Source organism: Enterobacter roggenkampii (assembly GCF_001729805.1).
GTDB classification, from domain to species: Bacteria; Pseudomonadota; Gammaproteobacteria; order Enterobacterales; family Enterobacteriaceae; genus Enterobacter; species Enterobacter roggenkampii.
In genome coordinates, this window is record NZ_CP017184.1 from 1,511,910 (window position 1) to 1,536,967 (window position 25,058).

A 25,058-nucleotide genomic window follows, 5' to 3' on the forward strand; every position below is an offset into this window, starting at 1 on the left:
GACGATTTCGGAGAACAGGGGTTTCGTTGAGGAGTCGTTTAGATAGAATCAGCATTTATCATTGCCAGAACATTTATTTGGAATATTTATGAACCTCAAGGGAAAACGCAGAACGCTGTTTCTGCTGCTGGCGGTCGTGGTGTTAGCCGGTGGGTACTGGCTATGGCAGGTGCTGAATGCGCCGGTGCCGCAGTATCAGACGCTGATTGTTCGTCCGGGCGAACTGCAACAAAACGTCCTCGCGACGGGCAAACTTGATGCCCTGCGCAAGGTTGACGTTGGCGCACAGGTCAGCGGTCAGCTGAAAACGCTGTCGGTTGAGATTGGCGATAAGGTAAAAAAAGGCCAGCTGCTCGGCGTGATCGATCCTGAACAGGCCGAGAACCAGATCCGCGAGGTGGAAGCCACGCTGATGGAGCTGCGCGCGCAGCGCGCGCAGGCGCAGGCAGAGCGTAACCTGGCCCAGGTGACGCTGACCCGTCAGCAGGCGCTGGCCAAAACCCAGGCGATCTCGAAGCAGGATTTAGATACGGCCACCACGGAACTGGCGGTGAAGCAGGCGCAGATTGGCACGATTGACGCGCAAATCAAACGCAACCAGGCCTCGCTGGATACGGCGAAAACCAACCTCGACTACACCAAAATCGTTGCGCCGATGGCCGGGGAAGTGACGCAAATTACCACGCTGCAGGGGCAGACGGTGATTGCCGCGCAGCAGGCGCCCAACATTCTGACGCTGGCGGACATGAGCACCATGCTGGTCAAAGCCCAGGTCTCCGAGGCGGACGTGATCCATCTTAAGCCGGGGCAGAATGCCTGGTTTACGGTGCTGGGCGATCCGCAGACGCGCTACGAAGGCGTGCTGAAAGACATTCTGCCGACGCCGGAAAAGGTTAACGACGCCATCTTCTACTATGCCCGTTTTGAAGTGCCGAACCCGCAGGGCGTGCTGCGTCTCGACATGACCGCGCAGGTGCATATCCAGCTGACCGGCGTGAAGAACGTGCTGACCATTCCCCTCTCCGCGCTGGGTGAGTCCGCCGGTGATAGCCGCTATAAAGTGAAAGTGCTGCGCAACGGCGAAACGCGCGAGCGCGAAGTGGTGATTGGCGCGCGCAACGACACCGACGTGGTGGTGGTGAAAGGGCTGGAAGAGGGTGAGGAGGTTGTCATCAGCGAAAGCCTGCCCGGAGCCGCGAAATGACGGCATTGCTTGAGCTGAAAGACATTCGCCGCAGCTATCCGTCGGGTGATGGCCCGGTGGAGGTGCTAAAAGGCATCTCCCTGCGCGTGGAGGCGGGCGAGATGGTGGCGATTGTCGGGGCATCTGGCTCCGGTAAATCGACGCTGATGAACATTCTCGGCTGCCTGGATAAACCAACCAGCGGCACGTACCGCGTGGCCGGGACGGACGTCTCAACGCTGGACGGCGACGCGCTGGCGAAGCTGCGTCGGGAGCACTTCGGCTTTATCTTCCAGCGTTACCATTTGCTTTCTCACCTCAATGCCGCGCAGAACGTAGAAGTACCGGCGGTCTATGCGGGCGTCGAGCGGAAAAAACGCCTCGAGCGCGCGCAGATGCTGCTGACGCGCCTGGGGCTGGCGGAGCGGGTGGAGTATCAGCCCTCGCAGCTGTCCGGCGGCCAGCAGCAGCGCGTGAGTATTGCCCGAGCCCTGATGAACGGTGGGCAGGTGATCCTCGCGGATGAGCCAACCGGCGCGCTCGACAGCCATTCCGGCGAAGAGGTGATGGCGATCCTGCACCAGCTTCGCGATCAGGGGCATACGGTCATTATCGTGACCCACGATCCGCAGGTGGCGGCGCAGGCGGAGCGAATCATTGAGATCCACGACGGCGAGCTGGTCAGCAACCCGCCGCCGCGTGACTCCAGGGCTGCGGCGCCGAAAGAAGTGCTTCCGGCATCAACCGGCTGGGGACAATTTTCCAGCGGCTTTCGTGAAGCGCTGACCATGGCCTGGCTGGCGATGGCGGCCAATAAAATGCGTACCCTGCTGACGATGCTCGGCATCATCATCGGTATTGCCTCGGTGGTGTCGATTGTGGTGGTGGGCGATGCGGCCAAGCAGCTGGTGCTGGCAGATATCCGCGCTATTGGCACCAATACCATTGACGTCTATCCCGGCAAAGACTTCGGGGACGACGAGCCGCAGTATCAGCAGGCGCTGAAATACGACGATCTGGCGGCCATTCAGAAGCAGCCGTGGGTCAACTCCGCCACGCCTGCGGTGTCGCAAAACCTGCGCCTGCGCGTGGGCAATGTTGACGTGGCGGCCAGCGCGAACGGCGTCAGCGGGGATTATTTCAACGTCTACGGTATGACCTTCAGCGAAGGCGCCACCTTTAACGCCGAACAGCTGGCGGGCAGGGCGCAGGTGGTGGTGCTGGACGCGAACTCGCGCAGACAGCTCTTCCCCAATAAAGCTAACGTGGTGGGCGAAGTGATCCTGGTCGGCAACATGCCTGCCACGGTCATCGGCGTGGCGGAAGAGAAGCAGTCGATGTTTGGCAGCAGCAAGATCCTGCGCGTCTGGCTTCCCTATACCACCATCTCCGGGCGGATTATGGGCCAGTCCTGGCTCAACTCCATCACCGTGCGCGTGAAGGAGGGCTACGACAGCGCCATGGCCGAACAGCAGCTTGAGCGGCTGCTCACCCTGCGCCACGGAAAGAAAGATTTCTTCACCTGGAATATGGACGGCCTCTTGAAAACGGCGGAAAAGACCACACGTACTCTTCAGCTGTTCCTCACGCTGGTGGCGGTGATTTCGCTGGTCGTCGGCGGTATCGGGGTGATGAACATCATGCTGGTGTCGGTAACCGAGCGTACCCGGGAGATTGGCATCCGCATGGCGGTCGGGGCCAGAGCCAGCGACGTGCTGCAGCAGTTTTTGATTGAAGCCGTGCTGGTGTGTCTGGTCGGCGGTGCGATGGGGATTGCGCTCTCGATGATGATCGCCTTCGCGCTCCAGCTCTTTTTACCCGGCTGGGAGATTGGCTTCTCGCCGGTGGCCATTATTACCGCATTCTTGTGTTCAACCTTTACCGGCATTTTGTTTGGCTGGTTGCCCGCCCGCAACGCGGCGCGGCTGGATCCGGTGGATGCGCTGGCTCGGGAATAACCCGAAAATAAAAATGCCAGCCGATCGGGCTGGCATTTTGACTGCGGGATGTACACAATAAAACAGAGAGCTATGCAACCGTCTCTGCTTCAATGGGGACGATAAGGCTTGCATGATTGCCTTTTGGTCCCTGGTGGACATCGAACCGGACGGACTGCCCGGCTTTGAGCGTTCTGTAACCATCCATCTGAATGGTGGAATAGTGAGCGAAGATATCCTCGCCGCCGCCTTCGGGGCAGATGAAGCCAAACCCTTTGGCGTTGTTGAACCACTTAACAGTACCCATTTCCATGCTTCGACATCCTTCGTAAATCTTATAAGTTAAGATGGAATGAACCGGTGGTGGAGTGGGGGCTGTTCAAAACCTCGCCATCTCACGCTTGTACAATTTAGAGAAACGAAAGACGTCGTCAAGCGTTTGGCGCTGGAGATGGGACAATAATCAACCAAAGTTTGAAGCAGTTAACGCTATTGCAACAGTTTGTGACAGACATCGCGGATGACAGTAATAGATGATTGTTATCTAACATCTGAGGTAGATTCAAAGTGGTTATGCAAAATGGGTAAGACCAACGACTGGCTGGATTTTGACCAGCTGGCGGAAGACAAAGTGCGTGACGCGCTAAAACCGCCATCTATGTATAAAGTTATGTTAATGAACGATGATTACACGCCGATGGAATTTGTTATTGACGTGCTACAAAAGTTCTTTTCTTATGATGTAGAACGTGCAACGCAACTGATGCTTACCGTTCATTATCGTGGCAAAGCTATCTGCGGCATCTTCACAGCCGAAGTGGCGGAAACCAAAGTGGCGATGGTGAACGACTATGCGAGGGAGAACGAGCATCCGTTGCTGTGTACGCTGGAAAAGGCCTGATAAGGCATAAAATTGGGGGAGGTGCCTATGCTCAATCAAGAACTGGAACTCAGTTTAAACATGGCTTTCGCCAGAGCGCGTGAGCACCGACATGAGTTTATGACCGTCGAGCATTTACTGCTCGCACTGCTTAGCAACCCATCTGCCCGCGAAGCGCTGGAAGCCTGCTCCGTGGATCTGGTGGCGCTACGTCAGGAACTCGAAGCCTTCATTGAACAAACCACACCGGTGCTGCCAGCCAGTGAAGAGGAGCGCGACACGCAGCCGACGCTCAGCTTCCAGCGCGTGCTGCAGCGCGCGGTATTCCACGTCCAGTCTTCCGGACGTAGTGAAGTGACTGGCGCAAACGTCTTAGTCGCCATCTTCAGCGAGCAGGAGTCACAGGCTGCCTATCTGCTGCGCAAACACGAAGTCAGCCGCCTCGACGTGGTTAACTTTATCTCTCACGGAACGCGCAAAGACGAGCCTAACCAGGCCTCGGATTCCAGCAATCAGGTCAATAACAATGAAGAGCAAGCAGGCGGGGAGGATCGTATGGAAAACTTCACCACCAACCTTAACCAGCTTGCTCGCGTTGGCGGTATCGACCCGCTGATTGGTCGCGATAAAGAGCTGGAGCGCGCGATCCAGGTGCTGTGCCGTCGCCGCAAGAACAACCCGCTGCTGGTGGGGGAATCTGGCGTGGGTAAAACCGCGATTGCCGAAGGCCTTGCCTGGCGCATTGTGCAGGGCGACGTACCGGAAGTGATTGCCGACTGCACAATCTACTCGCTGGACATCGGCTCGCTGCTGGCGGGCACCAAATACCGTGGTGATTTTGAAAAACGCTTCAAGGCGCTGTTAAAGCAGCTGGAGCAGGACACCAACAGCATCCTGTTTATCGATGAAATCCACACCATCATCGGCGCAGGGGCGGCCTCCGGTGGCCAGGTGGATGCGGCTAACCTGATCAAACCGCTGCTCTCCAGCGGCAAGATCCGCGTGATTGGCTCCACCACCTACCAGGAGTTCAGCAACATCTTTGAGAAAGACCGTGCGCTGGCGCGCCGCTTCCAGAAGATCGACGTGACCGAACCGTCCGTCGAGGAAACGGTGCAGATCATCAACGGCCTGAAGCCGAAGTATGAAGCGCACCACGACGTGCGTTACACCGCGAAAGCGGTGCGTGCGGCGGTGGAGCTGGCGGTGAAATACATCAACGACCGTCATCTGCCGGATAAGGCGATTGACGTGATTGATGAGGCAGGGGCGCGTGCGCGCCTGATGCCGGCCAGCAAGCGTAAGAAAACCGTTAACGTGGCGGATATTGAGTCCGTGGTGGCCCGCATCGCGCGTATCCCTGAGAAGAGCGTTTCTCAGAGCGACCGCGACACGCTGCGCACCCTCGGCAACCGCCTGAAAATGCTGGTCTTTGGTCAGGATAAAGCCATTGAGGCCTTAACCGAAGCGATCAAGATGGCCCGCGCAGGACTGGGGCATGAGCACAAGCCTGTCGGTTCCTTCCTGTTTGCCGGCCCGACCGGCGTGGGGAAAACTGAGGTAACGGTTCAGCTCTCCAAAGCGCTGGGCATTGAGCTGCTGCGCTTTGATATGTCCGAGTATATGGAGCGTCACACCGTCAGCCGTTTGATTGGTGCGCCTCCGGGCTACGTGGGCTTTGACCAGGGCGGCCTGCTCACCGACGCGGTGATCAAGCATCCGCACGCGGTACTGCTGCTCGATGAAATCGAGAAAGCGCACCCGGACGTGTTCAACATCCTGCTGCAGGTGATGGACAACGGGACGCTGACCGACAACAACGGGCGCAAAGCGGACTTCCGTAACGTGGTGCTGGTGATGACCACCAACGCCGGGGTACGTGAAACCGAGCGTAAATCCATCGGCCTGATCCACCAGGACAACAGCACCGATGCGATGGAGGAGATCAAGAAGATCTTCACGCCGGAGTTCCGTAACCGTCTGGACAACATTATCTGGTTCGATCACCTCTCTACCGAGGTGATCCATCAGGTCGTGGACAAGTTCATCGTCGAGCTGCAGGTTCAGCTGGATCAGAAAGGCGTGTCGCTGGAAGTAAGCCAGGAGGCCCGCAACTGGCTGGCTGAGAAAGGCTACGACCGTGCGATGGGGGCCCGTCCGATGGCGCGCGTGATTCAGGACAACCTGAAGAAACCGCTGGCGAACGAGCTGCTGTTTGGCTCGCTGGTGGACGGCGGCCAGGTGACCGTGGCGCTGGACCAGGCGAAGAACGAACTGACGTACGATTTCCAGAGTGCAGCGAAGCACAAGCCGGAAGCGGCTCACTGAGTGAGTTGAACGTTAATGTTAAAAACCGGGCGAATGCCCGGTTTTTTTATGCCTGCTTTTCTCCCTCTCCCTGTGGGAGTGTACGGTCCGGGGACATAGTGAACACTTGTTCGGGGACATGGTAGACACTTACAACTAAGGCATAAGAACCCGTTTATGGAGTCGCTTATGCCCTGGGATGCGAGAGATACCATGTCATTACGTACCGAGTTTGTTTTGTTCGCCTCGCAGGACGGGGCGAACATCCGTTCCCTCTGTCGTCACTACGGCATTTCCCCTGCCACCGGCTACAAGTGGCTTCGTCGCTGGGCTGAGGAAGGTGCCGCCGGCCTTCAGGACCACCCGCGCATACCGCACCATTCCCCGAACCGCTCATCTGACGACATCACTGCCCTGCTGCGTATGGCCCATGACCGCCATGAACGCTGGGGCGCACGCAAGATAAAGCGCTGGCTGGAAGACCAGGGGCACCGTATGCCCGCCTTCAGCACCGTTCATAACCTGATGGCCCGTCACGGCCTGCTGCCGGGCGCTTCACCGGCCATTCCCGTCACGGGACGGTTCGAACATGACGCGCCGAACCGGCTCTGGCAGATGGATTTTAAGGGCAACTTTCCCTTTGGCGGTGGCCGCTGCCATCCGCTCACCCTGCTGGATGACCACTCCCGTTTTTCCCTGTGCCTGGCGCACTGTACCGATGAACGGCGTGAGACCGTGCAGCAGCGGCTAGTCAGCGTGTTTGAACGCTACGGCCTGCCGGACCGGATGACAATGGACAACGGCGCCCCGTGGGGAGACACCACCGGCACCTGGACGGCGCTGGAGTTGTGGCTGATGCGCCATGGTATCCGGGTGGGGCACTCCCGGCCGTATCATCCGCAGACGCAGGGCAAGCTGGAGCGTTTTCACCGCAGCCTGAAGGCGGAAGTGCTGCAGGGCAAGTGGTTCGCGAACGAGGGCGAACTGCAGCGCGCCTTCGACCACTGGCGGACGGTCTATAACCTTGAACGCCCGCATGAGGCGCTGGACATGGCGGTACCGGGCTCGCGGTATCAGCCGTCTGCGCGGCGGTACAGCGGCAACACAACGCCCCCGGAATACGACGAGGGCGTGATGGTCAGGAAGGTGGATATCAGCGGAAAGCTGAGCGTGAAAGGGGTAAGTCTGAAGGCAGGCAATGCGTTCAGGGGAGAACGGGTCGGGCTGAAGGAGATGCAGGAGGACGGCCGCTACGAAGTGTGGTGGTACAGCACGAAAGTGGGGGTGATCGACCTGAAGAAAAAGTCGATCACCATGGGTAAAGGATGTTAAAAAGTGTTCACCATGTCCCCGAACACCTGTCTACCATGTCCCCGGACCGTACAGGGAGAAGGTTGGGGTGAGGGCAACAGACCGCAGAGGAATTTTGCGAGGAGCTTCCCAGTTTCGTACTACGTTGGTTGCTGGATAAATCCACAGTAATAAAATGGCGGCGCACCTGCAAAATCAGGTGCTGGGATTGGCGTCCTGAAAGTGTGCACAAACAATCTTACGTGCATAAAGGATTACATATGACTGATATTAATAATTTCGCCCAACTTTACAGCGAACTCTCCCTCAACCCCGATCTCCCCACCCTGGCCGAACGCTGCAAACTGCTCACCGAAATCCTGCTGGATTGCGAATTACTCCCACAAACGCAGCCCGTATGTCGTTGCCTCGGGGCTTATCTGGAAGAGGTAAAATCCGGACTCACAGAATCTATGCGTGATTTTCAGGTGGTGGAATTTGCGGACGAAGCAGAACAACCGCGACAAAAAGAGTGGCTGCTGGAAGACACCGAAACGAAATGTGATTACTGTCGGGCGTTGAATCATGTGCTGCTGGTGTCGCATTTTGATCCCGATATGCTGCCGCACCTTACAGGGCTACTCCATGATATTGCGCATTCGATAGCTGCAGATGTCGTTGCGCCTCAACGTGCAGAAACGGTAGTTCACATTATTTCCTGAATTTAGTTTGTGGCGTCGGGGATAATCCCTGGACGCCACTGGCTTGACCTTTTTTTTGATGATTACGTAACTTATTGATTTAGAGGATTCTAATTTACGAGTTAGAAAAAAGGGTTTTATGAGCGAAATTTGATTATTTTCTTTTCTAACAATAAGATGGCGTGGTTTCTTTTCAGTTCACTGCCGTGCAGGCAGCTTAGAAAAAAAAATTCAAGAAAGGGAAGGGAAAGACACCGTTCACTGCCGTGCAGGCAGCTTAGAAAAGGGGGAATTGAGTAAGATCGCAAACTCTCAAGTTCACTGCCGTGCAGGCAGCTTAGAAAGTATAGTGAGACATAAGCTCTTTCGCTCCGATGTTCACTGCCGTGCAGGCAGCTTAGAAAAGTGGCAAGCTGGCCGCAGCCATCTCTAAAGCGTTCACTGCCGTGCAGGCAGCTTAGAAATTATCATAAGCGGGCTATAGACCGCTGGTATGGTTCACTGCCGTGCAGGCAGCTTAGAAACCGGAACTGGCAAAACAATGTTCAGCACCACGGGTTCACTGCCGTGCAGGCAGCTTAGAAACCCGTCGCGCTCATGAATCGCTCCGCTGCGGTGTTCACTGCCGTGCAGGCAGCTTAGAAAATTGACTGACGCCACACGCACACCTCCCCCCAGTTCACTGCCGTGCAGGCAGCTTAGAAACGCTATATTCATGATGGTTCGTACACAAACAAGTTCACTGCCGTGCAGGCAGCTTAGAAATCGGATGTTCTCGCGCCAGACTCGCTATGATTGTTCACTGCCGTGCAGGCAGCTTAGAAAAGACCAGCGTGGCCACATTGCACCTGCTTCATGTTCACTGCCGTGCAGGCAGCTTAGAAATTATCGCAAGTCTTGTCGTCGTGGCGGTGATGGTTCACTGCCGTGCAGGCAGCTTAGAAATCGCGGGGCTATGACTTGTCAGCCCATCGCCCGTTCACTGCCGTGCAGGCAGCTTAGAAAGAAGACATGAAGCGCTCAATGAGAGCCAGGATGTTCACTGCCGTGCAGGCAGCTTAGAAATGACTGGGATAAGCACGCCACGCCTGGCGCGAGTTCACTGCCGTGCAGGCAGCTTAGAAAGGAGATGAGTAAAGTGGTGCCAGCCTGGCATCGTTCACTGCCGTGCAGGCAGCTTAGAAATACGGCGGGAATTGACACCACGACCACGGGGAGTTCACTGCCGTGCAGGCAGCTTAGAAAAACGACGGGCGCGGTCTTGATACGACGCTGCTGTTCACTGCCGTGCAGGCAGCTTGGAAAAAGGCCGCCAGGCTTTGATGTCATGGAAATGGCGTTACTGCCACACGGACAGCACACGTAACAATCTCTCACAAATATTCACCGCGTCGATTTAAAAACGCAATACCATCATACCCACGCTCTCCATTTTCTGATTAAATAAAAATCCCATTCAGGAGTTAATTATATTGCTATTGATATATTATTTGTAAGAATGATACATCAAAGGAAAAAATGATTTTTTGTTTAATTATCACCGAAATTTCCATTCATTTGATATCTATCACATTTGCATTTGTCTTATGTCCGATAACATACCCGCATTCAACACCTTGAAATAAAAGCCGTTGCCATGCCTGCAAATAGCATCACCCCTACAGATTTGAAAACTATCCTGCATTCAAAGCGCGCCAATATTTATTACCTGGAAAAATGTCGCATCCAGGTGAATGGCGGGCGTGTTGAATATGTCACCCAGGAAGGAAAAGAATCTTTTTACTGGAATATTCCCATCGCGAATACCACGGCAGTGATGCTGGGAATGGGAACATCCGTTACACAAATGGCAATGCGGGAGTTTGCCCGGGCGGGCGTGATGGTCGGTTTCTGTGGAACGGATGGTACGCCGCTTTATTCAGCGAACGAGGTGGACATTGACGTCTCATGGCTCAGCCCGCAAAGCGAATACCGTCCGACCGCATATTTACAAAACTGGGTCTCATTCTGGTTTGATGAAGAAAAACGTCTGCAGGCGGCAAAGCATTTTCAGCTTGTCCGTTTACTGCAAATTGAAAAACAGTGGGAGAGGCTGCGGATGCATCGGGAAACGCCTTTTCAGCCTGATAAGGTCGCGCTGGAGACTATTCTGGATCGGGCCAGAACGGGCATGGAAAACGCACAGGACCACACCTCGCTGATGCTCCAGGAAGCGCAGCTCACGAAATCGCTCTACAAACTGACCAGTCAGACGGTGGGCTATGGCAGCTTTACCCGTGCCAAACGCGGTGGTGGGGCGGATATGGCGAACCGTTTCCTCGATCAGGGCAACTATCTGGCCTACGGGCTGGCGGCTGTCGCGGCCTGGGTAACGGGCATTCCTCACGGTCTGGCGGTCATGCACGGTAAAACCCGACGCGGCGGGCTGGTTTTTGATATTGCCGATTTAATCAAAGACGCCCTCGTTATGCCGCAGGCGTTTGTTGCGGCTATGGAGGGTGAGGATAGTCAACAGTTTCGTCAGCGCTGCATCAACGCATTTCAACAGTCTGATGCGCTGGATGTGATGATCACCACGTTGCAGGACACCTCTCAATCGCTGGCGGGAGTGGCACAATGAATGTGCTGATTATCTCCCGGTGTACCAAACGCGCGCGTGAGCAAAGCTGCCAGATTATCGATCAGTTTGCTGAGCGTACCGGTGATGCCGCGTGGCAGACGACGATGACGATGGAAGGCGTTAACACGCTGCGCAAGCTGCTGCGTAAAACGGCACGCCGTAACACCGCCGTGGCCTGTCACTGGCTGAAAAAAAACGGTCAAACCGAGCTGTTGTGGATAGTCGGGAATTTGCGTCGCTTTAATGCGCAAGGGCGCGTGCCTACGAATCGCACGACGCTGCAAATTATCCGCAACGACGGGGAACACCGCTGGCAAAGTGCGGAAAGCATCGCCCTGCTGGCGGCGATTGCCGGGCTGTTTCATGATTTTGGCAAAGCGGGGATGTGCTTCCAGCAGACGCTTAAGGGGGAAAGTCAGCACGTTTGTCAGCCGTATCGGCATGAGTGGATCTCGGTGCGTCTGTTCGAGGCGTTTGTAGGAGAGCGTAGTGATGAACAGTGGCTGGCATCGTTAACGCAGCTTAAGGCCGCTGACGAAAAAGCCATGCTGAAAGCGCTGAAGATGGACAGGGCAGAGTGGAGCAATAGCCCGCTCGAAAAATTGCCCCCGGTAGCGAGGGTGGTGGCGTGGCTAATGCTATCGCACCACCGTTTACCTCAACCGCATCCGGCAAAGACCTCATTACTGTACAGCGAAGGCTGGATTGAGAAACAGCTGAATGCAGACTGGAACTCGCTCAACCATAAATCTACCGATAAACATCCATGGAAAACGCGTGATTTTAAAAATGTCTGGACATTTCCGCACGGCACGCCGCTAAAAAGTCAAACCTGGCGCGAGAAGGCCCGACAGATTGGTAAACGCATCCGGAACCTGCCTGCACTACTTCAGGCGGGATCGCTGGATAATCTTTTCACCCTCCATCTCGCCCGCCTGTCGCTGATGCTGGCCGATCACGTTTACTCCTCACAACCCGCGTATTTAGCCTGGCAGGATGTTGCCGTCCCGTGCTGGGCCAACAGCGACCGCCAGTCCGGACAGCTTAAGCAAAAACTGGATGAGCACAATGTCGGTGTCGCACATCAGGCGCTGTTGATGGGACGTTCTCTTCCTGCGTTGCGCCGTTCATTGCCCGCCATCGCCCGGCATAAAACGTTCCGGGAAAGGGCGAAAGAATCGCGTTTTCACTGGCAAAACAAGGCGTGGGACGTAGCGTCTTCTCTGCGCGAGAAGAGTGCCGGGCAGGGCTTCTTCGGCATCAATATGGCCTCGACCGGATGCGGGAAAACCTATGCTAATGCCCGGATTATGTATGCTCTTTCGGATGAGCAGGAGGGGTGCCGCTTCAGCGTGGCGCTGGGGTTACGCACGCTGACGCTGCAAACGGGGCAGGCTCTGCAGTCGCGCCTGGGGCTGGATGACGACACGCTGGCCGTCGTTACCGGTGCTGCGGCAGTGAAGGAACTGTATCAGGGCAACGATGCTGAAGACACCAGTAGCGCCAGCGACGAAACGTTTTTCGCCAGCCACCATTACGTGCATTACGAAGGGGCGACCAGTAGCGGCATCGCGCAGCAGTGGCTGGCGAAAGAACCGGCGCTCAATCGCCTGGTCAGTGCCCCGGTGCTGGTGACAACTATCGATCACCTGATGCCGGCAACGGAAGGCGTACGCGGCGGCAGGCAGATCCCCGCCATGCTGCGCCTGATGACCAGCGATCTGGTGCTTGATGAACCTGACGATTTTGACGTTGATGATTTGCACACCCTGTGTCGGCTGGTGAACTGGGCGGGAATGCTCGGTTCTCGCGTGCTACTTTCCTCGGCAACGCTCCCCCCCGCGTTAACGGAAGCGCTGTTTGAAGCCTATCGGGAAGGGCGCAGAGCCTGGCAGGCCGCGTGCGGTCAGTCGGACAGACCGATGAGTATCTGCTGCGCCTGGTTTGATGAGTATGGCGCGCAGTCGCAGGATGTGGCCGACGATGCTCAATTTCGTCAGGCGCATGGCGATTTTGTCACGCAGCGGATTAAACGTCTGCCAGACCAGCCCCGGCTTCGCCTGGGTAAACTGGCCGCCGTGGAGGCGCACGCTTCCCGGAATGCTGATGTTGTCTCTGCGCTGGCGCAGACGCTGCACCAGCAAATGTTCGCGCTGCACGGTCATCACCGTAGCACCCATAAAAGCGGCAAAACCGTGTCGTTTGGTCTGGTGCGGATGGCGAACATCAACCCGCTGGTTGCCGTCGCGCAGGTGCTGATGGCATTACCTTCTCCGGACAATTACCGCATTCATTATTGCGTGTACCACAGCCAGCACCCGCTGGCTGTGCGTGCGGCGATTGAAAAACGGCTCGACGCCGCGTTCACGCGGCACGAACCGGAGCGGGTCTGGCAGTTGCCTGACGTTAAGCAGGCGTTGACGTCACCGGAACAGCATCATCTCTTTGTCGTGCTTGGCACATCCGTTCTCGAAGTCGGGCGCGATTTTGATGCCGACTGGGGGATTATCGAGCCGAGCTCGATGCGTTCACTTATTCAGTTTGCGGGCCGTATTCAGCGCCATCGTCAGATCGTGCCTGAAAATGAAAACCTGGTGATTCTGGAACGCAACGTGCGTGCGCTTCGCGGAGAAGAGATTGCCTACTGTCGGCCCGGTTTTGAAACCGAGCATCATCTGCTGCCTCACCACGATCTCCATGAACTGCTCAGCGAAGAGGGCTATCGCACGCTGAATGCGATCCCGCGCATCGTGGAAAACCTGCCCGGCAATGCGCTGGCGGCGCTGGAGCATGCCCGTTTGCGCGCCGCGCTATTGGACGGCGGCGATAAATCAGATGCTGTAGCCGCGTCGTGGTGGCGGCTGCCGCTGACGTGGAACGGCGAGCTTCAGAGACGTACACCGTTTCGCCGCTCGTCGCCGCAGGACACTTTCTTTTTGAGTATGGAAGAGGAAGGTGATCAACCTGAGTTTTGCCTGATGCAGGAGAACGGGGTGTTAAAACCTGCGGGACGGTTTTGCGAGAAGTCCTTATCGATGGCCGAGGGTGTAGAGCCGTGGATGGCGATTGATTATGGCGAGGTATTACAGGCGCTGGCCGAGACTAAGCAGATGGAGCTGGGCGCGGTATCGCGACGGTATGGCGAAATCACATTGAGAATCAGCAGGGAGGAGGAGACAGAGCAATGGCTGTATCACCCAGCGTTGGGTGTGTTCAGAGAATATCGATAAGGAGCCAGGAGCGAGTATGTCAGTTGAAGCACTAAGCGCTTTCATCGCTGAGTACATTGCCGGACGACGGCAAACAAAGCTGGAAGCATTTGATAAAGAGGCCGCAAAACGCAGCGCTGAAGAGAGCGCGACGCTTGCGGCAGAACGTCGGGAACTGGAGCTTCGCTATGAACCGAAAGCCTGGCTGACGGATGCCGCGAAGCGAGCCGGACAAATTAACCTCGTGACCCATGCGGCGAAATTTACCCACGGGGATTCAAAAAGTAGCAGTATTTACAGCGAGGCAGTGGCGCAGGAAGGGTATCTCAGCACCGCTGCGTTGTCAGGTCTGGAACCGGATGCCGTGGGAAACGCCGCGGCGCTGGACGTCGCGAAATTGCTGCAAACACGGGTTAACGGTGGTGATTCTCTACTGGCAAGCCTGAAACGCGGAGATCGCGCTGCGCTGGCCGCTTTTACCGATGATGCGAACCAACTAGGTGAATGGATTGCGGGATTTTCCCGTGCGTTAACGTCCGGAGAACCCGCTTCGCACAAATTGGCTAAGCAGGGCTATTTCCCGGTAGGTGAAAATTACCATCTGCTGAGCCCGTTATTTGCCACCTCGCTTGTTCACGCCATGCATCAGAAAATGATTGCCTTCCGTTTTGGCGACGATGTTAAAGCTATCTGGAAAGCACGCCGGGAAAAAACCTGGCATCCCACTCCGCTGACGCTTTTCCCGGATTCAGCGGAAATACACTTTGGTGGCACCAAACCGCAAAACATTTCCTATCTCAACAGCGTCCGCGGCGGGCGTAGCTGGCTTCTATCCTGTCAGCCGCCGCAGTGGAAAAAAGCAGACAAGCCGCCGACGACGTTACGTTCTATTTTCACTTTAGGTGGTCAGTTTGATCGACGTGCAAACAGCACTGTTCAACTGCTTGTGTCTTTATTGGCCAGAACCGGTGATTACACCAATGTCCGTATTCGCGAAGCGCGTGATGAATACATTGATGCGCTTATCGACCTGCTGTTTGTGGTTGCGTCGGAACTACAGCGTGATACATGGCAAAACTGGACGCTCTCGTGCGAACGATTAGTCACTCATCAACAACTCTGGCTCGATCCCTGGCGCACCAAAACCGATGAGGCTTTTCGTCTCGAGCGGGATAAAGACGACTGGCAGGTAAGCGTCGCAACAGATTTTGCCCTGTGGCTTAACGCGCGCCTGAGCAAGGCATTAAAGGATGTGGGGTATGTGGAACAGCGTGAATGGCAAACCCGTGAGCGTTTACGCAGCAACCTGCGTGAGATGGAAAAAATTATCCGGGAGGCGCTGAAATGAGCTCACTGATCCTGCTTCGCCGTGTGAGAGTTGAAAACGCCAACGCGATTGCTGGTATGACTTACGGTTTTCCCGCCATTACCCATTTCCTGGGATTTTCCCATGCGCTGTCTCGCCGTCTGGCCGAAACGCACGAGCTGCGCATTGATGGCTGTGCCGTGATCAGCCACGAGCACCAGATCCACGCGCACACCTCTGGCCGCGATTATCAGTTTGCCCTGACCCGCAATCCGCTTACACGGGACGCGAAAACGGCCTCCTTTAACGAAGAGGGGCGCATGCACATGATGGTTTCGCTGCTGCTGGAGTGTCACGGGGAAATTCCAAATGGCGAATACGGTCAGCGCGATCTTGCCGAGCATCTCAGGCAGGTGTGTCCGACGCTCCGACTTGCGGGAGGAATCATCGTCGATATCCAGGACATTTCGGTTATGGCGATGCCTGCCAGCGCTCAGGAGATGGGGCGATTAACGTGGCAACTGATGCCGGGCTTTGCCTTGCGGGATCGCAGCGGCTGGCTGGGCGAGCATCATACGACTCTGCTTGAACATAACCCGGATGCAACGCTTCTCGACGCCTGGCTGGATTTTGCCGCGCTAAAAATACAGGCAGAAACGCCAGAGGATAGCGATATCCAGGAAGGCGACCCGGCCAACTGGCACGTTGTTCCGAAACCCAACCCCGGTTATCTGGTGCCGTTGATGACGGGTTATCAGCGCATCTCTGAACTCTACGCACCGGGCGTCGTGGCAAACGCGCGTGATGCAGAAACGCCCTTTGCGTTTACCGAAGCGGTGTATGGCGTGGGCGAGTGGTGCGGTCTGCACCGGATTCGGTCACTGGACGAGATTTTCTGGCGTTATCGGACAACGGAAACAGGCTACTACTGTCAGGGCGCGGGCGCGCCGGTGACATCAGAATTTATTAATTAAAAAGGACTTATCTATGGCAAAGGCTCCAACGGCCGTTAAAACGGCATCTGTACTGGCATTTGAACGTAAGCTGGCAACCTCGGATGCAGTGATGTATTCCGGAAGCTGGCAGGGCAATCAGTGGCAACCGATCCGCATCCAGGAAAAAGCGGTGCGTGGCACCATCTCTAACCGTCTGAAAAATGCGCTCACCAACGATCCGGCTAAACTGGATGCCGAGATCCAGAAAGCGAACCTGCAGCGTGTGGATGTGGCGTCGCTACCTGCCGATGCAGACACCCTGAAGGTGAAATTTACCCTGCGCGTGCTGGGAAACCTGTCGACGCCTTCTGTGTGTAATGACCGCGCGTATCAGGATGAACTTCAGCAGGTTATCGATGGCTATATCACTGAACACGGTTTTGCCGAACTGGCGCGCCGCTACGCAACTAACCTGGCGAACGGGCGTTTTTTATGGCGCAACCGCGTCGGTGCTGAAAAAATCATCGTGAACGTGACGGGCAGTAAGTCGTGGACGTTTGATGCATACAATTATGCGCTGCGAGATTTTACAGCCAGCGACGAGAGCCTAAACGCACTGGCGCAGGAAATCGAAAAAGGGCTCAGCGGTGGAGGGTTTGTTCTCCTGAACGTCGAAGCGCAGGTGCTCCTCGGTGCCGGACAGGAGATTTTTCCGTCGCAGGAGCTGGTCCTGGACAGCAACAGCAGCAAGAGCCGCCTGTTGTATCAGGTAGACAGCGTTGCGGGCATGCACTCGCAGAAAATCGGGAATGCCATTCGAACTATCGATACCTGGCACCCTCAGGTAGATGCGCTGGGCGCTATCGCCGTTGAGCCGTACGGCTCAGTCACCAGTCGCGGTGTGGCCTGTCGTCAGCCGAAAGAGAAAATGGACTTCTACACCTTGCTTGATAACTGGGTGACGAAAGGACTGAAACCCGAGGTTGAGCAGCAGCATTACGTCATGGCTGTGCTGATCCGCGGTGGCGTTTTCGGTGAAAAGGGCGATTAAGGAGTGGCTATGGATCACTATCTTGAGATCCGCGTTCTGCCCGATCCGGAGTTCAGCGAGGAGATGCTGATGGCTGCGCTGGTGGCCAAGCTGCACCGCGCGCTGGGACAACGAGGGCAGGGGGATATAGGGATCAGCTTCCCGGCATATGGCCTTAAGCCTGGCCCCGTCTTACGCGTGCACGGTCATCATCAGGCACTAAGCGAACTTGAAGCATTGTCCTGGCGGAAAGGGTTGAGTGACTACTGCATGTCCTCAGACATCCAGCCCGTGCCTGTCGTCAACCAGTGGCGCTGCGTGAGCCGCGTCCAGGTGAAAAGCAGTGCGCAGAGGCTCATGCGACGCTCGGTGAAAAAAGGATGGTTAACAAAGGAGGAGGCGCAACAACGTCTTCTGACGATGCAGGAAGCGAGGACGGATTTACCCTGGCTTAACCTGCGCAGTCTCTCTACCGGCCAGTCTTTTAAGCTCTTCATTCGCCATGGTGATTTGCTCTCTACGCCTGTCTCCGGGATGTTTACGACCTACGGACTCAGCGCGACGGCGACGGTTCCCTGGTTCTAATACGTATAACCGCATCCGCGTTCAGGGTGCGGTTTTTTCAGCCAGGCGGGTATCAAAAATAAAGGGGAGTTGCTGAACTGAATTGAGCGCCGAGTGGAACGCCGGATGTAAGGGGTTAAGGATGGCATTGTTTTCATAAGGAATGATACAGGAAGGTAAGATAAGCGCGAGGGCACTGTTAGCCTGCAACCAACCGGTTCCCAGATCCATTGTCGATACCGGCGCCGGATTTTCCTGCCAGTCCTCGGGGAGCCACGCTTTATCCAGGTAATCTATCTGGTCATCCGGGATATCAATGCTGAAAAGCTGGTACTGATTCAGCACGGTATCTTTTCTGACATGTACCAAAATCTCCAGTGAGGCCAGCGAGATGGAGGTGGAGACATACACAGCTGGATGGCCTTTATGATTCCACCGTCCGCCATACTGGTTTGCACCACTCCCACTCCACGCCTCGCTGGCATAGCGTCCTGTCACCAGACGATAAAAAATCATGCGAACACGCCGTGTTCCAGGCGACCAATCAAATCGGTGACTTCCAGCGCACCGGTTTCCGTCGCTATTAAGTCGACGGGCGCCACGTTCCCCAGTCCGCGCACCGGTGCCTGCAGCCAGGTCCATGCTTCTTCTTTACTGCCAAAATAGTCAACGGCAGCATCCAGCACCCGAACGAAACGGGCCACGCGTTCGCTCTCGCCGGGCGTTAACGTCCGTCCCGCGCTTTTGCGGCGGGCCACGTTACGTTCGTTGATACCCGTGACACGCAAAATGTCCGCTTTCGACATGGACGTCCACTCGTGGATGTTGTCGAGCACACTGACGGGTAATCCCTGATTGAGAAATTCAATCAACCGCATACCTCGGTTGGCGGGTAAACCGGCGTAACGCCAAAGTGCGTTATCAGCAGGTTTCTGTGCGGGGATCCATGTTCTCATGTCACCTCCTGAGTAATGTCATTTGTCATGGGTAAGTATAGCCATTTGTCAGGGTGGGTGGAATGGGTGTTTTTGTGAGGGGGATTGATGCGAAGAAGGTGTTTTGACCCTAATTTTTAGCGTTTGTGTAATTTATTGATTTTAAATGAGTATTCTTGGTGGGTAAAAAAGAGGGTCAGAGAAGGTTTTTTAGCTTTTTTTGTATGCAAATCAGAAGGGTGTGGGGATATTATTACAGTGCACTGCCGTACAGGCAGCTTAGAAATGGTGACGCTACTGTCTTCACGACTCAGCAGCGTGCACTGCCGTACAGGCAGCTTAGAAATCTTGTACGCAAACATCTTACCGATTTTTTTAGTGCACTGCCGTACAGGCAGCTTAGAAACATCTCACGAGATATTTTTGAAAACGATGGATGTGCACTGCCGTACAGGCAGCTTAGAAATCCACGACGCAGCAAAGTTAATCCAGGGGGAAGTGCACTGCCGTACAGGCAGCTTAGAAAGCAAGCCTGCCGGACTTCTGGAGGATCTCTCCGTGCACTGCCGTACAGGCAGCTTAGAAAGACAAGCTGCTGCGTGAGTCCGGCTTCGATGAGTGCACTGCCGTACAGGCAGCTTAGAAAATCGTGGCGATCAGGTGTGACACCTCGGAAGAGTGCACTGCCGTACAGGCAGCTTAGAAAAACGACCGCAGCGAATATCACTGATGTGGTGAGTGCACTGCCGTACAGGCAGCTTAGAAATGGACCCGGTTTTCTGAGAAAAAAATGACAAAGTGCTCTGCCGTACAGGCAGCTTAGAAATGCTGCGCAATGGATGCCGCCGCCTGGTTGCCGTGCTCTGCCGTACAGGCAGCTTAGAAATGCGCGAAACCAGACCAGCGCACGCGCGTGGGGTGCTCTGCCGTACAGGCAGCTTAGAAAGTGGCGTCGTCGTTCGTGATCGCGGCGCGAATGTGCTCTGCCGTACAGGCAGCTTAGAAATCGTTATTATTCTCACCCGCCCGGGTAAAGCCGTGCACTGCCGTACAGGCAGCTTAGAAAAACCCGGTCGCAGTGTTTAACGCACTGGTCGAAGTGCACTGCCGTACAGGCAGCTTAGAAAGCTGGAATCAAAGTGATGGAGTGAGTATAAGGATGCACTGCCGCACACGCAGCTCAGCAAAATAGAAAATAAGGCCTAACAGTCGTCGCACCGTGCACTGTCGAACAGACAGCCCTGAAGCTGGAACGAACGGCTAAATAATTGTTCAAATAATCAACTGCGACACAAAAAAATAAGGCCGGGAATATCCCGGCCTTATTTAATATTCATCTGCCATTACAGGCGAAAACAATTAGCGACTACGGAAGACAATGCGGCCTTTGCTCAGGTCGTACGGGGTCAGTTCAACAGTCACTTTGTCGCCCGTCAAAATGCGGATGTAGTTTTTGCGCATTTTACCGGAGATGTGCGCAGTTACCACGTGACCGTTTTCCAGCTCTACGCGAAACATGGTATTAGGTAACGTATCAAGTACGGTACCCTGCATTTCAATATTGTCTTCTTTGGCCATCTAATCCTCTGGGGTATCACTACCAAGTTTTGAACCGGCAAGATAATGCCGAAATTCATCAATTAAGTAAAGAATTGCGCGTTTGAAACGCAGCAAAACAGTTTCGGCGCATTGCCCAAGCGTCACGGTACAACCGAACAGGAAGCGCATTCGTAAAGGGGAGACAACAGGATAAACGTCAGGACGTTATCTGAAGCGAAGGTCCCAAACGGCGGCGGGGCAACAGGCAGAAGCTACTCTGCGGCATAATTATAACACCCTCACAAAAAATATGCGGAAAACATTTAGGCATTGGGCATAAAGAGCGTTCTCGGTATCCAGAAGTCGCGCGGGAGCTTTTCCTGACGACTGGCATCCAGATGCTCGATGTACTGGCGTCGCGGTATCTCAACGGCGCCGAGGGAAGCCGTGTGCTCATTGAGCACCTGACAATCGATCAGGCGTCCGCCGCGCTGGGCAAACGCCTGGCAGAAGACCAGCAGCGCCGTTTTCGAGGCGTTAACCGCGCGGGAGAACATCGACTCACCACAAAACAGCGTCCCCTGCGCCACGCCATACATGCCGCCGACCAGTGCTCCGCCGTCCCACACCTCAATGGAGTGCGCGTAGCCAAGCTCGTGAAGCTGGTGGTAAGCGGTAATGATATCGCGGGTTATCCATGTTCCCTCAAACCGGTCTTCGGCACAGCCTTCAATGACCTGACCAAAGGCGTGGTTCAGGGTGACGCGGTACGGTGATTTTGCATGGAAACGCTTCATGCTGCGGCTCAGGTGAAACTGCTCTGGCCACAGCACGGCACGCGGATCGGGAGACCACCATAAAATCGGGTCGCCGGGAGAAAACCAGGGGAAGATGCCGCGCTGGTACGCCATCAACAGCCGCGCAGGGCTGAGGTCACCACCAAGGGCCAGCAGCCCATTGGGTTCACGCAGCGCCCCTTCTGGAGAAGGGAACGCGATGTTATGACGAGAAAGCTGGACCAGGCGCATGACAGCAAAACTCCAGTACGCGAGTGAGGACGCTACAAATATAGTCTACAGACGCTGTTTAAACTGGAAGTAGCGACCCTGTTTCGCCAACAGCTCTGCGTGACTACCTTGCTCAATAATGTGTCCGTTGTCCATCACAATTATCCGATCAAAACTCGCCAGTCCGCGCAGGCGGTGCGTAACCATCAGGACGGTTTTACCGGTCATGACATTGGCCAGCAAATCAAGGATTTGGCTCTCGGTCGTGGCATCCAGCCCTTCGGTAGGTTCGTCAAGCAGCATCAGCGGCGCATCGTGCAGCAGCGCGCGCGCAATCGCCAGACGGCGCAGCTCTCCGCCGGAAAGCTGACGACCGCCTTCACCGAGCCAGCTGTTCAGTCCATCGCCCTCAAGCAGCTTATGCAGACCGACCTGTTCCAGCACGGCGCGAAGCGCATCATCAGAGGCCTCTGGCGCAGCCAGCAGCAGGTTATCGCGCAGGGTGGCGCTAAACAGATGCACCCGCTGCGGAACGACGCTGACGGTTTTGCGCAGGGCCTGCTCGCTGAAATCGGTCAGCAACGTATTATTAAAACAAATCTGACCGCGCTGCGGGTCCCAGGCGCGGGTCAACAGCTGCAGCAGCGTCGATTTACCGCAGCCGGTACGGCCGAGGATCGCAATCCGCTGGCCGGCATTCACAGAAAGGGTGATACCGTCCAGCGCGTTCTGCGCCTGTTTGTCATAGCTGAAGGTAACATCTTCAAGCGTCAGCGCAACCTGCTCAGGGACAGCGGTCTGCCCGGCACTGAACGTGACTTCAGGCTTCTGCTCGGCAATCTGGGTAATGCGCAGGGCAGAGGCGATGACCTGCCCCAGATGCTGGAAGGCGCCCGTCACCGGAGCCAGCGCTTCAAACGCGGCCAGCGCACAGAAAACGAAAAGGGCAATAAGCGGACCCGGCTGTGTATTTCCCCCGATATCGCCGGAAGCCAGCCACAGCATGGCAATCACCGCCACGCCGCCGATCAGCATCATCAGCGCCTGAGAGAAGGCCGTCAGCTCCGACTGACGGCGCTGGGCCTCATGCCAGTTCAGCTCCGTACTTTCCATCCGCGCGCGGTAGCGCTTGCTGGCACCAAAAATGGTCAGCTCTGCCTGCCCCTGAAGCCAGGCGGTCAGCTGCTGGCGGTAGTCCCCGCGCAGGCGCGTCAGGTTTTCCCCGGTGGATTTCCCGGCGCGGTAAAACAGCGGCGGCAGAACGATAAGCGTCAGGAGCATGATCCCACCCAGGGTCAGCGCAACGGGAACATCCAGAACAGACAGCCCCAGCGTGACCACCACAATCACCACAAACGCGCCCACGATAGGGGAAATCACGCGCAGGTAAAGGTGATCCAGCGTGTCAACGTCCGCCACCACGCGGTTAAGCAACTCGCCCTGACGAAAACGCGCCAGCCCGGCAGGGGAGAGGGGCAGCAGTTTGCTGAAGGTATAGATACGCAGGTGCTGCAGCACGCGGAAAGTGGCGTCGTGGCTGACCAGCCGTTCGAAATAGCGTCCGGCAGTACGGGTGATAGCGGTACCGCGAACCCCGGCGGCCGGAAGCATATAGTTGAAGCTGTATAATCCGGCGAACCCCGCGACGGCCGAGGCCGACAGGAACCAGCCGGAAAGCGTGAGCAGGCCGATGCTGGCGAGCAGCGTAACAATCGCCAGCACAATCCCCAGCGTCAGCATCCATTTGTGGCGTTTATAGAGCGCAAGATAAGGCAGCAGAGCGCGCATCAGATATCCTCCTGACGGTTCGCCAGCAGGGTCGCAAATGGCCCCTGGGCGGCAACGAGAGAGGCGTAATCGCCTTGCTCAACAATACGGCCGTTTTCCATGACCCAGATCTGGTCCCAGTCGGCAATCCCTTCCAGCTGGTGGGTGACCATCAGGGTGGTTTGCTGCAGGGAGGCGGCGTTAAGCGCTTCCATGACGCGCTGCTCGCTGTGTGCGTCAAGGCTGGCTGCGGGCTCGTCCAGGAGCATTAGCTGGCATGGGTTAAGCAGCGCGCGGGCAACGGCCACACGCTGCGCCTGCCCGACCGACAGCCCGGCGGACTGGTCGCCGACTACGGTATCCACCCCTTGCGGCAGCAGCGGCAGAAATTCGCTGACCCAGGCGCGGTCGAGAACCGATTGCAGCTCATCTTCACGCGCGTCCGGGCGCGCCAGAAGCACGTTTTCGCGCAGCGTCGGGGCGGGAAGCTGCGGGTTTTGGCCTACCCAGCTGAGCTGTTTACGCCAGGCGTCAGGATCGAGGTTGCGCAGTTCGGTTTTGTTGATTCGCAGTGAACCCGTGTAGGCCATAAAACCGGATAGCGCGTTCAGCAGAGAACTTTTCCCGGAACCGCTGATGCCGACAAGCACCACGCGTTGTCCGGCAGGTAAGGTAAAGTTCAGCGGACCGGCGAGCACTTTGCCTTCGGGCGACAGAATGGAAAAGTCCTGCGCTTCAATGGTCACGGGGTCTTTTGCATTCAGCGTTACGTCACCGCGCTCCGGGTGGGCCAGCGGCGTTTCCAGGAACGTTTTCAGGCTATCGGCGGCGCCAACCGCCTGGGCTTTGGCGTGATAGAAGGTCCCCAGATCGCGAAGCGGCTGGAAAAACTCCGGCGCCAGGATCAGCGCCAGGAACCCGGCGGAAAGGGTCACCGCCGTGCCGTAATGGCCGAAATCCAGCGCCCCGAGGTAGGAGAAGCCGAAGTAGACCGCCACGAGGGCAATCGACAGTGAGGTGAAGAATTCCAGTACGCCGGAGGACAGGAAGGCCAGGCGTAACACTTCCATGGTGCGCTGACGGAAGTCCTGCGACGCCAGGCGAATATTTTCGGTTTCCGCTTCACCGCGGCCAAAAATGCGTAACGTCTCCATGCCGCGAAGGCGATCGAGAAAATGACCGCTCAAGCGACCCAATGCCAGGAAGTTTCGGCGGTTGGCATCCGCTGCCCCCATCCCGACCAGCGCCATAAAAAGAGGGATCAGCGGGGCGGTGCCCATAAGAATCAGCGCTGCCATCCAGTTCACCGGGAAAATGGCGATCACGATCAGCAGCGGAACGAAGACGGCAAGGGCCATCTGCGGCAGATAGCGCGCGTAGTAGTCATGCATATCGTCAATCTGCTCAAGGATCAGCGTCGCCCAGCTACCGGCCGGTTTACCCTGGATCCACGCGGGCCCGGCTTCCTGAAGCCTGTCGAGCACCTGACGGCGGATCTCGTAGCGGATGTGCTGCCCGGCGTGGAAGCCGACGCGCTCACGCAGCCACACCACCCAGGCGCGCAGGATAAAAATCAGGATCAGGACAATAAAGGGCAGCAGGAGCGCTTCGCGGGGAATGTTCTCCATGATCATGTGATTAAGAATGCGGGCCAGCAGCCATGCCTGGGCAACAATCAACAGACCGCTGATGAAACCCAAAATACGGGAAATCGTAAGCCAGCGGCGGGAAAGAACGCTTTGCTGTTTCAGCCAGCGTGTTAACTCTTGTTGACGGGTTTTTTCCATTGCGTACTTTGCAGGTGACGTTATTAGAAGTTGGGCAGCGCAATGTTACAACGGGGAGACA

At 56.2% G+C, this 25,058-nt stretch carries 19 protein-coding genes and 2 CRISPR repeat arrays; of the genes, 12 read left to right on the forward strand and 7 right to left on the reverse strand.

Annotated elements, in window-relative coordinates:
• The first annotated feature begins 88 nt into the window (after positions 1-88).
• Entirely contained in the window at positions 89-1,204 is a 1,116-nt protein-coding gene (gene macA / locus BFV67_RS07010; protein WP_023618360.1) for a macrolide transporter subunit MacA, read from the forward strand.
• Positions 1,201-3,141 (forward strand): macrolide ABC transporter ATP-binding protein/permease MacB, encoded by a 1,941-nt coding sequence (macB, locus tag BFV67_RS07015; RefSeq protein ID WP_069598058.1) that lies wholly within the window; start codon positions 1,201-1,203, stop codon positions 3,139-3,141. The genes macA and macB overlap by 4 nt, the downstream gene beginning before the upstream one ends.
• A 70-nt stretch (positions 3,142-3,211) precedes the next feature.
• Here the strand turns inward: macB and cspD are convergent, their stop codons facing one another.
• The gene (gene cspD / locus BFV67_RS07020) at positions 3,212-3,433 is read right to left on the reverse strand and encodes a cold shock-like protein CspD (RefSeq protein WP_008499993.1); all 222 of its coding nucleotides are present in this window, start codon (positions 3,431-3,433) and stop codon (positions 3,212-3,214) included.
• A gap of 267 nt (positions 3,434-3,700) precedes the next feature.
• Between cspD and clpS the strand changes: the two genes are divergently transcribed.
• The 10 genes from clpS to cas6f all read left to right on the forward strand — a co-directional run bounded on the left by clpS (position 3,701) and on the right by cas6f (position 17,983).
• A complete protein-coding gene (gene clpS / locus BFV67_RS07025) occupies positions 3,701-4,021 on the forward strand; it encodes an ATP-dependent Clp protease adapter ClpS (protein WP_006174393.1) in 321 nt (106 codons plus the stop codon).
• Between the two features lie 27 nt (positions 4,022-4,048).
• Complete coding sequence (gene clpA, locus BFV67_RS07030) at positions 4,049-6,328, forward strand: ATP-dependent Clp protease ATP-binding subunit ClpA (protein WP_014831269.1); 2,280 nt, start codon at positions 4,049-4,051, stop codon at positions 6,326-6,328.
• Between the two features lie 168 nt (positions 6,329-6,496).
• Positions 6,497-7,639 (forward strand): IS481 family transposase, encoded by a 1,143-nt coding sequence (locus tag BFV67_RS07035; RefSeq protein WP_069598059.1) that lies wholly within the window; start codon positions 6,497-6,499, stop codon positions 7,637-7,639.
• A gap of 239 nt (positions 7,640-7,878) precedes the next feature.
• Entirely contained in the window at positions 7,879-8,319 is a 441-nt protein-coding gene (locus BFV67_RS07040) for a hypothetical protein (protein ID WP_069598060.1), read from the forward strand.
• Positions 8,320-8,494: 175 nt separating this feature from the next.
• A CRISPR array of direct repeats spans positions 8,495-9,603; the repeat unit is 28 nt; unit sequence GTTCACTGCCGTGCAGGCAGCTTAGAAA.
• Between the two features lie 331 nt (positions 9,604-9,934).
• Positions 9,935-10,918 (forward strand): type I-F CRISPR-associated endonuclease Cas1f, encoded by a 984-nt coding sequence (cas1f, locus tag BFV67_RS07045; RefSeq protein ID WP_069598061.1) that lies wholly within the window; start codon positions 9,935-9,937, stop codon positions 10,916-10,918.
• Positions 10,915-14,148 (forward strand): type I-F CRISPR-associated helicase Cas3f, encoded by a 3,234-nt coding sequence (gene cas3f, locus BFV67_RS07050; RefSeq protein WP_069598062.1) that lies wholly within the window; start codon positions 10,915-10,917, stop codon positions 14,146-14,148. The genes cas1f and cas3f overlap by 4 nt, the downstream gene beginning before the upstream one ends.
• 16 nt (positions 14,149-14,164) lie before the next feature.
• Positions 14,165-15,475 (forward strand): type I-F CRISPR-associated protein Csy1, encoded by a 1,311-nt coding sequence (gene csy1, locus BFV67_RS07055; protein WP_069598063.1) that lies wholly within the window; start codon positions 14,165-14,167, stop codon positions 15,473-15,475.
• Positions 15,472-16,407, forward strand: coding sequence for a type I-F CRISPR-associated protein Csy2 (csy2, locus tag BFV67_RS07060; protein ID WP_069598064.1), 936 nt, complete (start codon positions 15,472-15,474; stop codon positions 16,405-16,407). Before csy1 ends, csy2 begins: the two co-directional genes overlap by 4 nt.
• Positions 16,408-16,420: 13 nt before the next feature.
• On the forward strand, positions 16,421-17,419 hold the full coding sequence (gene csy3, locus BFV67_RS07065; RefSeq protein ID WP_023327014.1) for a type I-F CRISPR-associated protein Csy3: 999 nt from the start codon (positions 16,421-16,423) through the stop codon (positions 17,417-17,419).
• Between the two features lie 9 nt (positions 17,420-17,428).
• Positions 17,429-17,983, forward strand: a complete 555-nt coding sequence (gene cas6f, locus BFV67_RS07070) for a type I-F CRISPR-associated endoribonuclease Cas6/Csy4 (RefSeq protein WP_069598065.1) — start codon at positions 17,429-17,431, stop codon at positions 17,981-17,983.
• Positions 17,984-18,004: 21 nt separating this feature from the next.
• Here the strand turns inward: cas6f and BFV67_RS07075 are convergent, their stop codons facing one another.
• The 6 genes from BFV67_RS07075 to cydD form a co-directional block, all read right to left on the reverse strand.
• Entirely contained in the window at positions 18,005-18,478 is a 474-nt protein-coding gene (locus BFV67_RS07075) for an RES family NAD+ phosphorylase (RefSeq protein ID WP_045334129.1), read from the reverse strand.
• Positions 18,475-18,918 (reverse strand): type II RES/Xre toxin-antitoxin system antitoxin, encoded by a 444-nt coding sequence (gene parS / locus BFV67_RS07080; RefSeq protein WP_069598066.1) that lies wholly within the window; start codon positions 18,916-18,918, stop codon positions 18,475-18,477. The genes BFV67_RS07075 and parS overlap by 4 nt, the downstream gene beginning before the upstream one ends.
• A gap of 237 nt (positions 18,919-19,155) precedes the next feature.
• Positions 19,156-20,084: a CRISPR direct-repeat array (repeat unit 28 nt; unit sequence GTGCACTGCCGTACAGGCAGCTTAGAAA).
• A gap of 172 nt (positions 20,085-20,256) precedes the next feature.
• Positions 20,257-20,475 (reverse strand): translation initiation factor IF-1, encoded by a 219-nt coding sequence (infA, locus tag BFV67_RS07085; protein ID WP_002211347.1) that lies wholly within the window; start codon positions 20,473-20,475, stop codon positions 20,257-20,259.
• 284 nt (positions 20,476-20,759) lie between these two features.
• On the reverse strand, positions 20,760-21,464 hold the full coding sequence (gene aat, locus BFV67_RS07090; RefSeq protein WP_008499991.1) for a leucyl/phenylalanyl-tRNA--protein transferase: 705 nt from the start codon (positions 21,462-21,464) through the stop codon (positions 20,760-20,762).
• Positions 21,465-21,509: 45 nt separating this feature from the next.
• Positions 21,510-23,231 (reverse strand): heme ABC transporter ATP-binding protein/permease CydC, encoded by a 1,722-nt coding sequence (gene cydC, locus BFV67_RS07095; protein ID WP_069598067.1) that lies wholly within the window; start codon positions 23,229-23,231, stop codon positions 21,510-21,512.
• Positions 23,231-24,997 carry a heme ABC transporter permease/ATP-binding protein CydD gene (gene cydD / locus BFV67_RS07100; protein ID WP_069598068.1) on the reverse strand — a complete coding sequence of 589 codons (1,767 nt, stop codon included), beginning with the start codon at positions 24,995-24,997 and terminating at the stop codon, positions 23,231-23,233. Before cydD ends, cydC begins: the two co-directional genes overlap by 1 nt.
• Between the last annotated feature and the right edge of the window lie 61 nt (positions 24,998-25,058).

Excerpts from the sequence above, each read along its gene's own strand:
- aat (WP_008499991.1), bottom strand. The coding sequence starts at position 21,464 with ATGCGCCTGGTCCAGCTTTCTCGTCATAACATCGCGTTCCCTTCTCCA.
- cspD (WP_008499993.1), bottom strand. The coding sequence starts at position 3,433 with ATGGAAATGGGTACTGTTAAGTGGTTCAACAACGCCAAAGGGTTTGGC.
- csy1 (WP_069598063.1), top strand. The coding sequence starts at position 14,165 with ATGTCAGTTGAAGCACTAAGCGCTTTCATCGCTGAGTACATTGCCGGA.
- BFV67_RS07040 (WP_069598060.1), top strand. The coding sequence starts at position 7,879 with ATGACTGATATTAATAATTTCGCCCAACTTTACAGCGAACTCTCCCTC.
- macA (WP_023618360.1), top strand. The coding sequence starts at position 89 with ATGAACCTCAAGGGAAAACGCAGAACGCTGTTTCTGCTGCTGGCGGTC.
- csy3 (WP_023327014.1), top strand. The coding sequence starts at position 16,421 with ATGGCAAAGGCTCCAACGGCCGTTAAAACGGCATCTGTACTGGCATTT.
- BFV67_RS07035 (WP_069598059.1), top strand. The coding sequence starts at position 6,497 with ATGCCCTGGGATGCGAGAGATACCATGTCATTACGTACCGAGTTTGTT.
- macB (WP_069598058.1), top strand. The coding sequence starts at position 1,201 with ATGACGGCATTGCTTGAGCTGAAAGACATTCGCCGCAGCTATCCGTCG.
- parS (WP_069598066.1), bottom strand. The coding sequence starts at position 18,918 with ATGAGAACATGGATCCCCGCACAGAAACCTGCTGATAACGCACTTTGG.
- cydD (WP_069598068.1), bottom strand. The coding sequence starts at position 24,997 with ATGGAAAAAACCCGTCAACAAGAGTTAACACGCTGGCTGAAACAGCAA.
- infA (WP_002211347.1), bottom strand. The coding sequence starts at position 20,475 with ATGGCCAAAGAAGACAATATTGAAATGCAGGGTACCGTACTTGATACG.
- clpA (WP_014831269.1), top strand. The coding sequence starts at position 4,049 with ATGCTCAATCAAGAACTGGAACTCAGTTTAAACATGGCTTTCGCCAGA.
- cas6f (WP_069598065.1), top strand. The coding sequence starts at position 17,429 with ATGGATCACTATCTTGAGATCCGCGTTCTGCCCGATCCGGAGTTCAGC.
- BFV67_RS07075 (WP_045334129.1), bottom strand. The coding sequence starts at position 18,478 with ATGATTTTTTATCGTCTGGTGACAGGACGCTATGCCAGCGAGGCGTGG.
- csy2 (WP_069598064.1), top strand. The coding sequence starts at position 15,472 with ATGAGCTCACTGATCCTGCTTCGCCGTGTGAGAGTTGAAAACGCCAAC.
- cas3f (WP_069598062.1), top strand. The coding sequence starts at position 10,915 with ATGAATGTGCTGATTATCTCCCGGTGTACCAAACGCGCGCGTGAGCAA.
- cydC (WP_069598067.1), bottom strand. The coding sequence starts at position 23,231 with ATGCGCGCTCTGCTGCCTTATCTTGCGCTCTATAAACGCCACAAATGG.
- clpS (WP_006174393.1), top strand. The coding sequence starts at position 3,701 with ATGGGTAAGACCAACGACTGGCTGGATTTTGACCAGCTGGCGGAAGAC.
- cas1f (WP_069598061.1), top strand. The coding sequence starts at position 9,935 with ATGCCTGCAAATAGCATCACCCCTACAGATTTGAAAACTATCCTGCAT.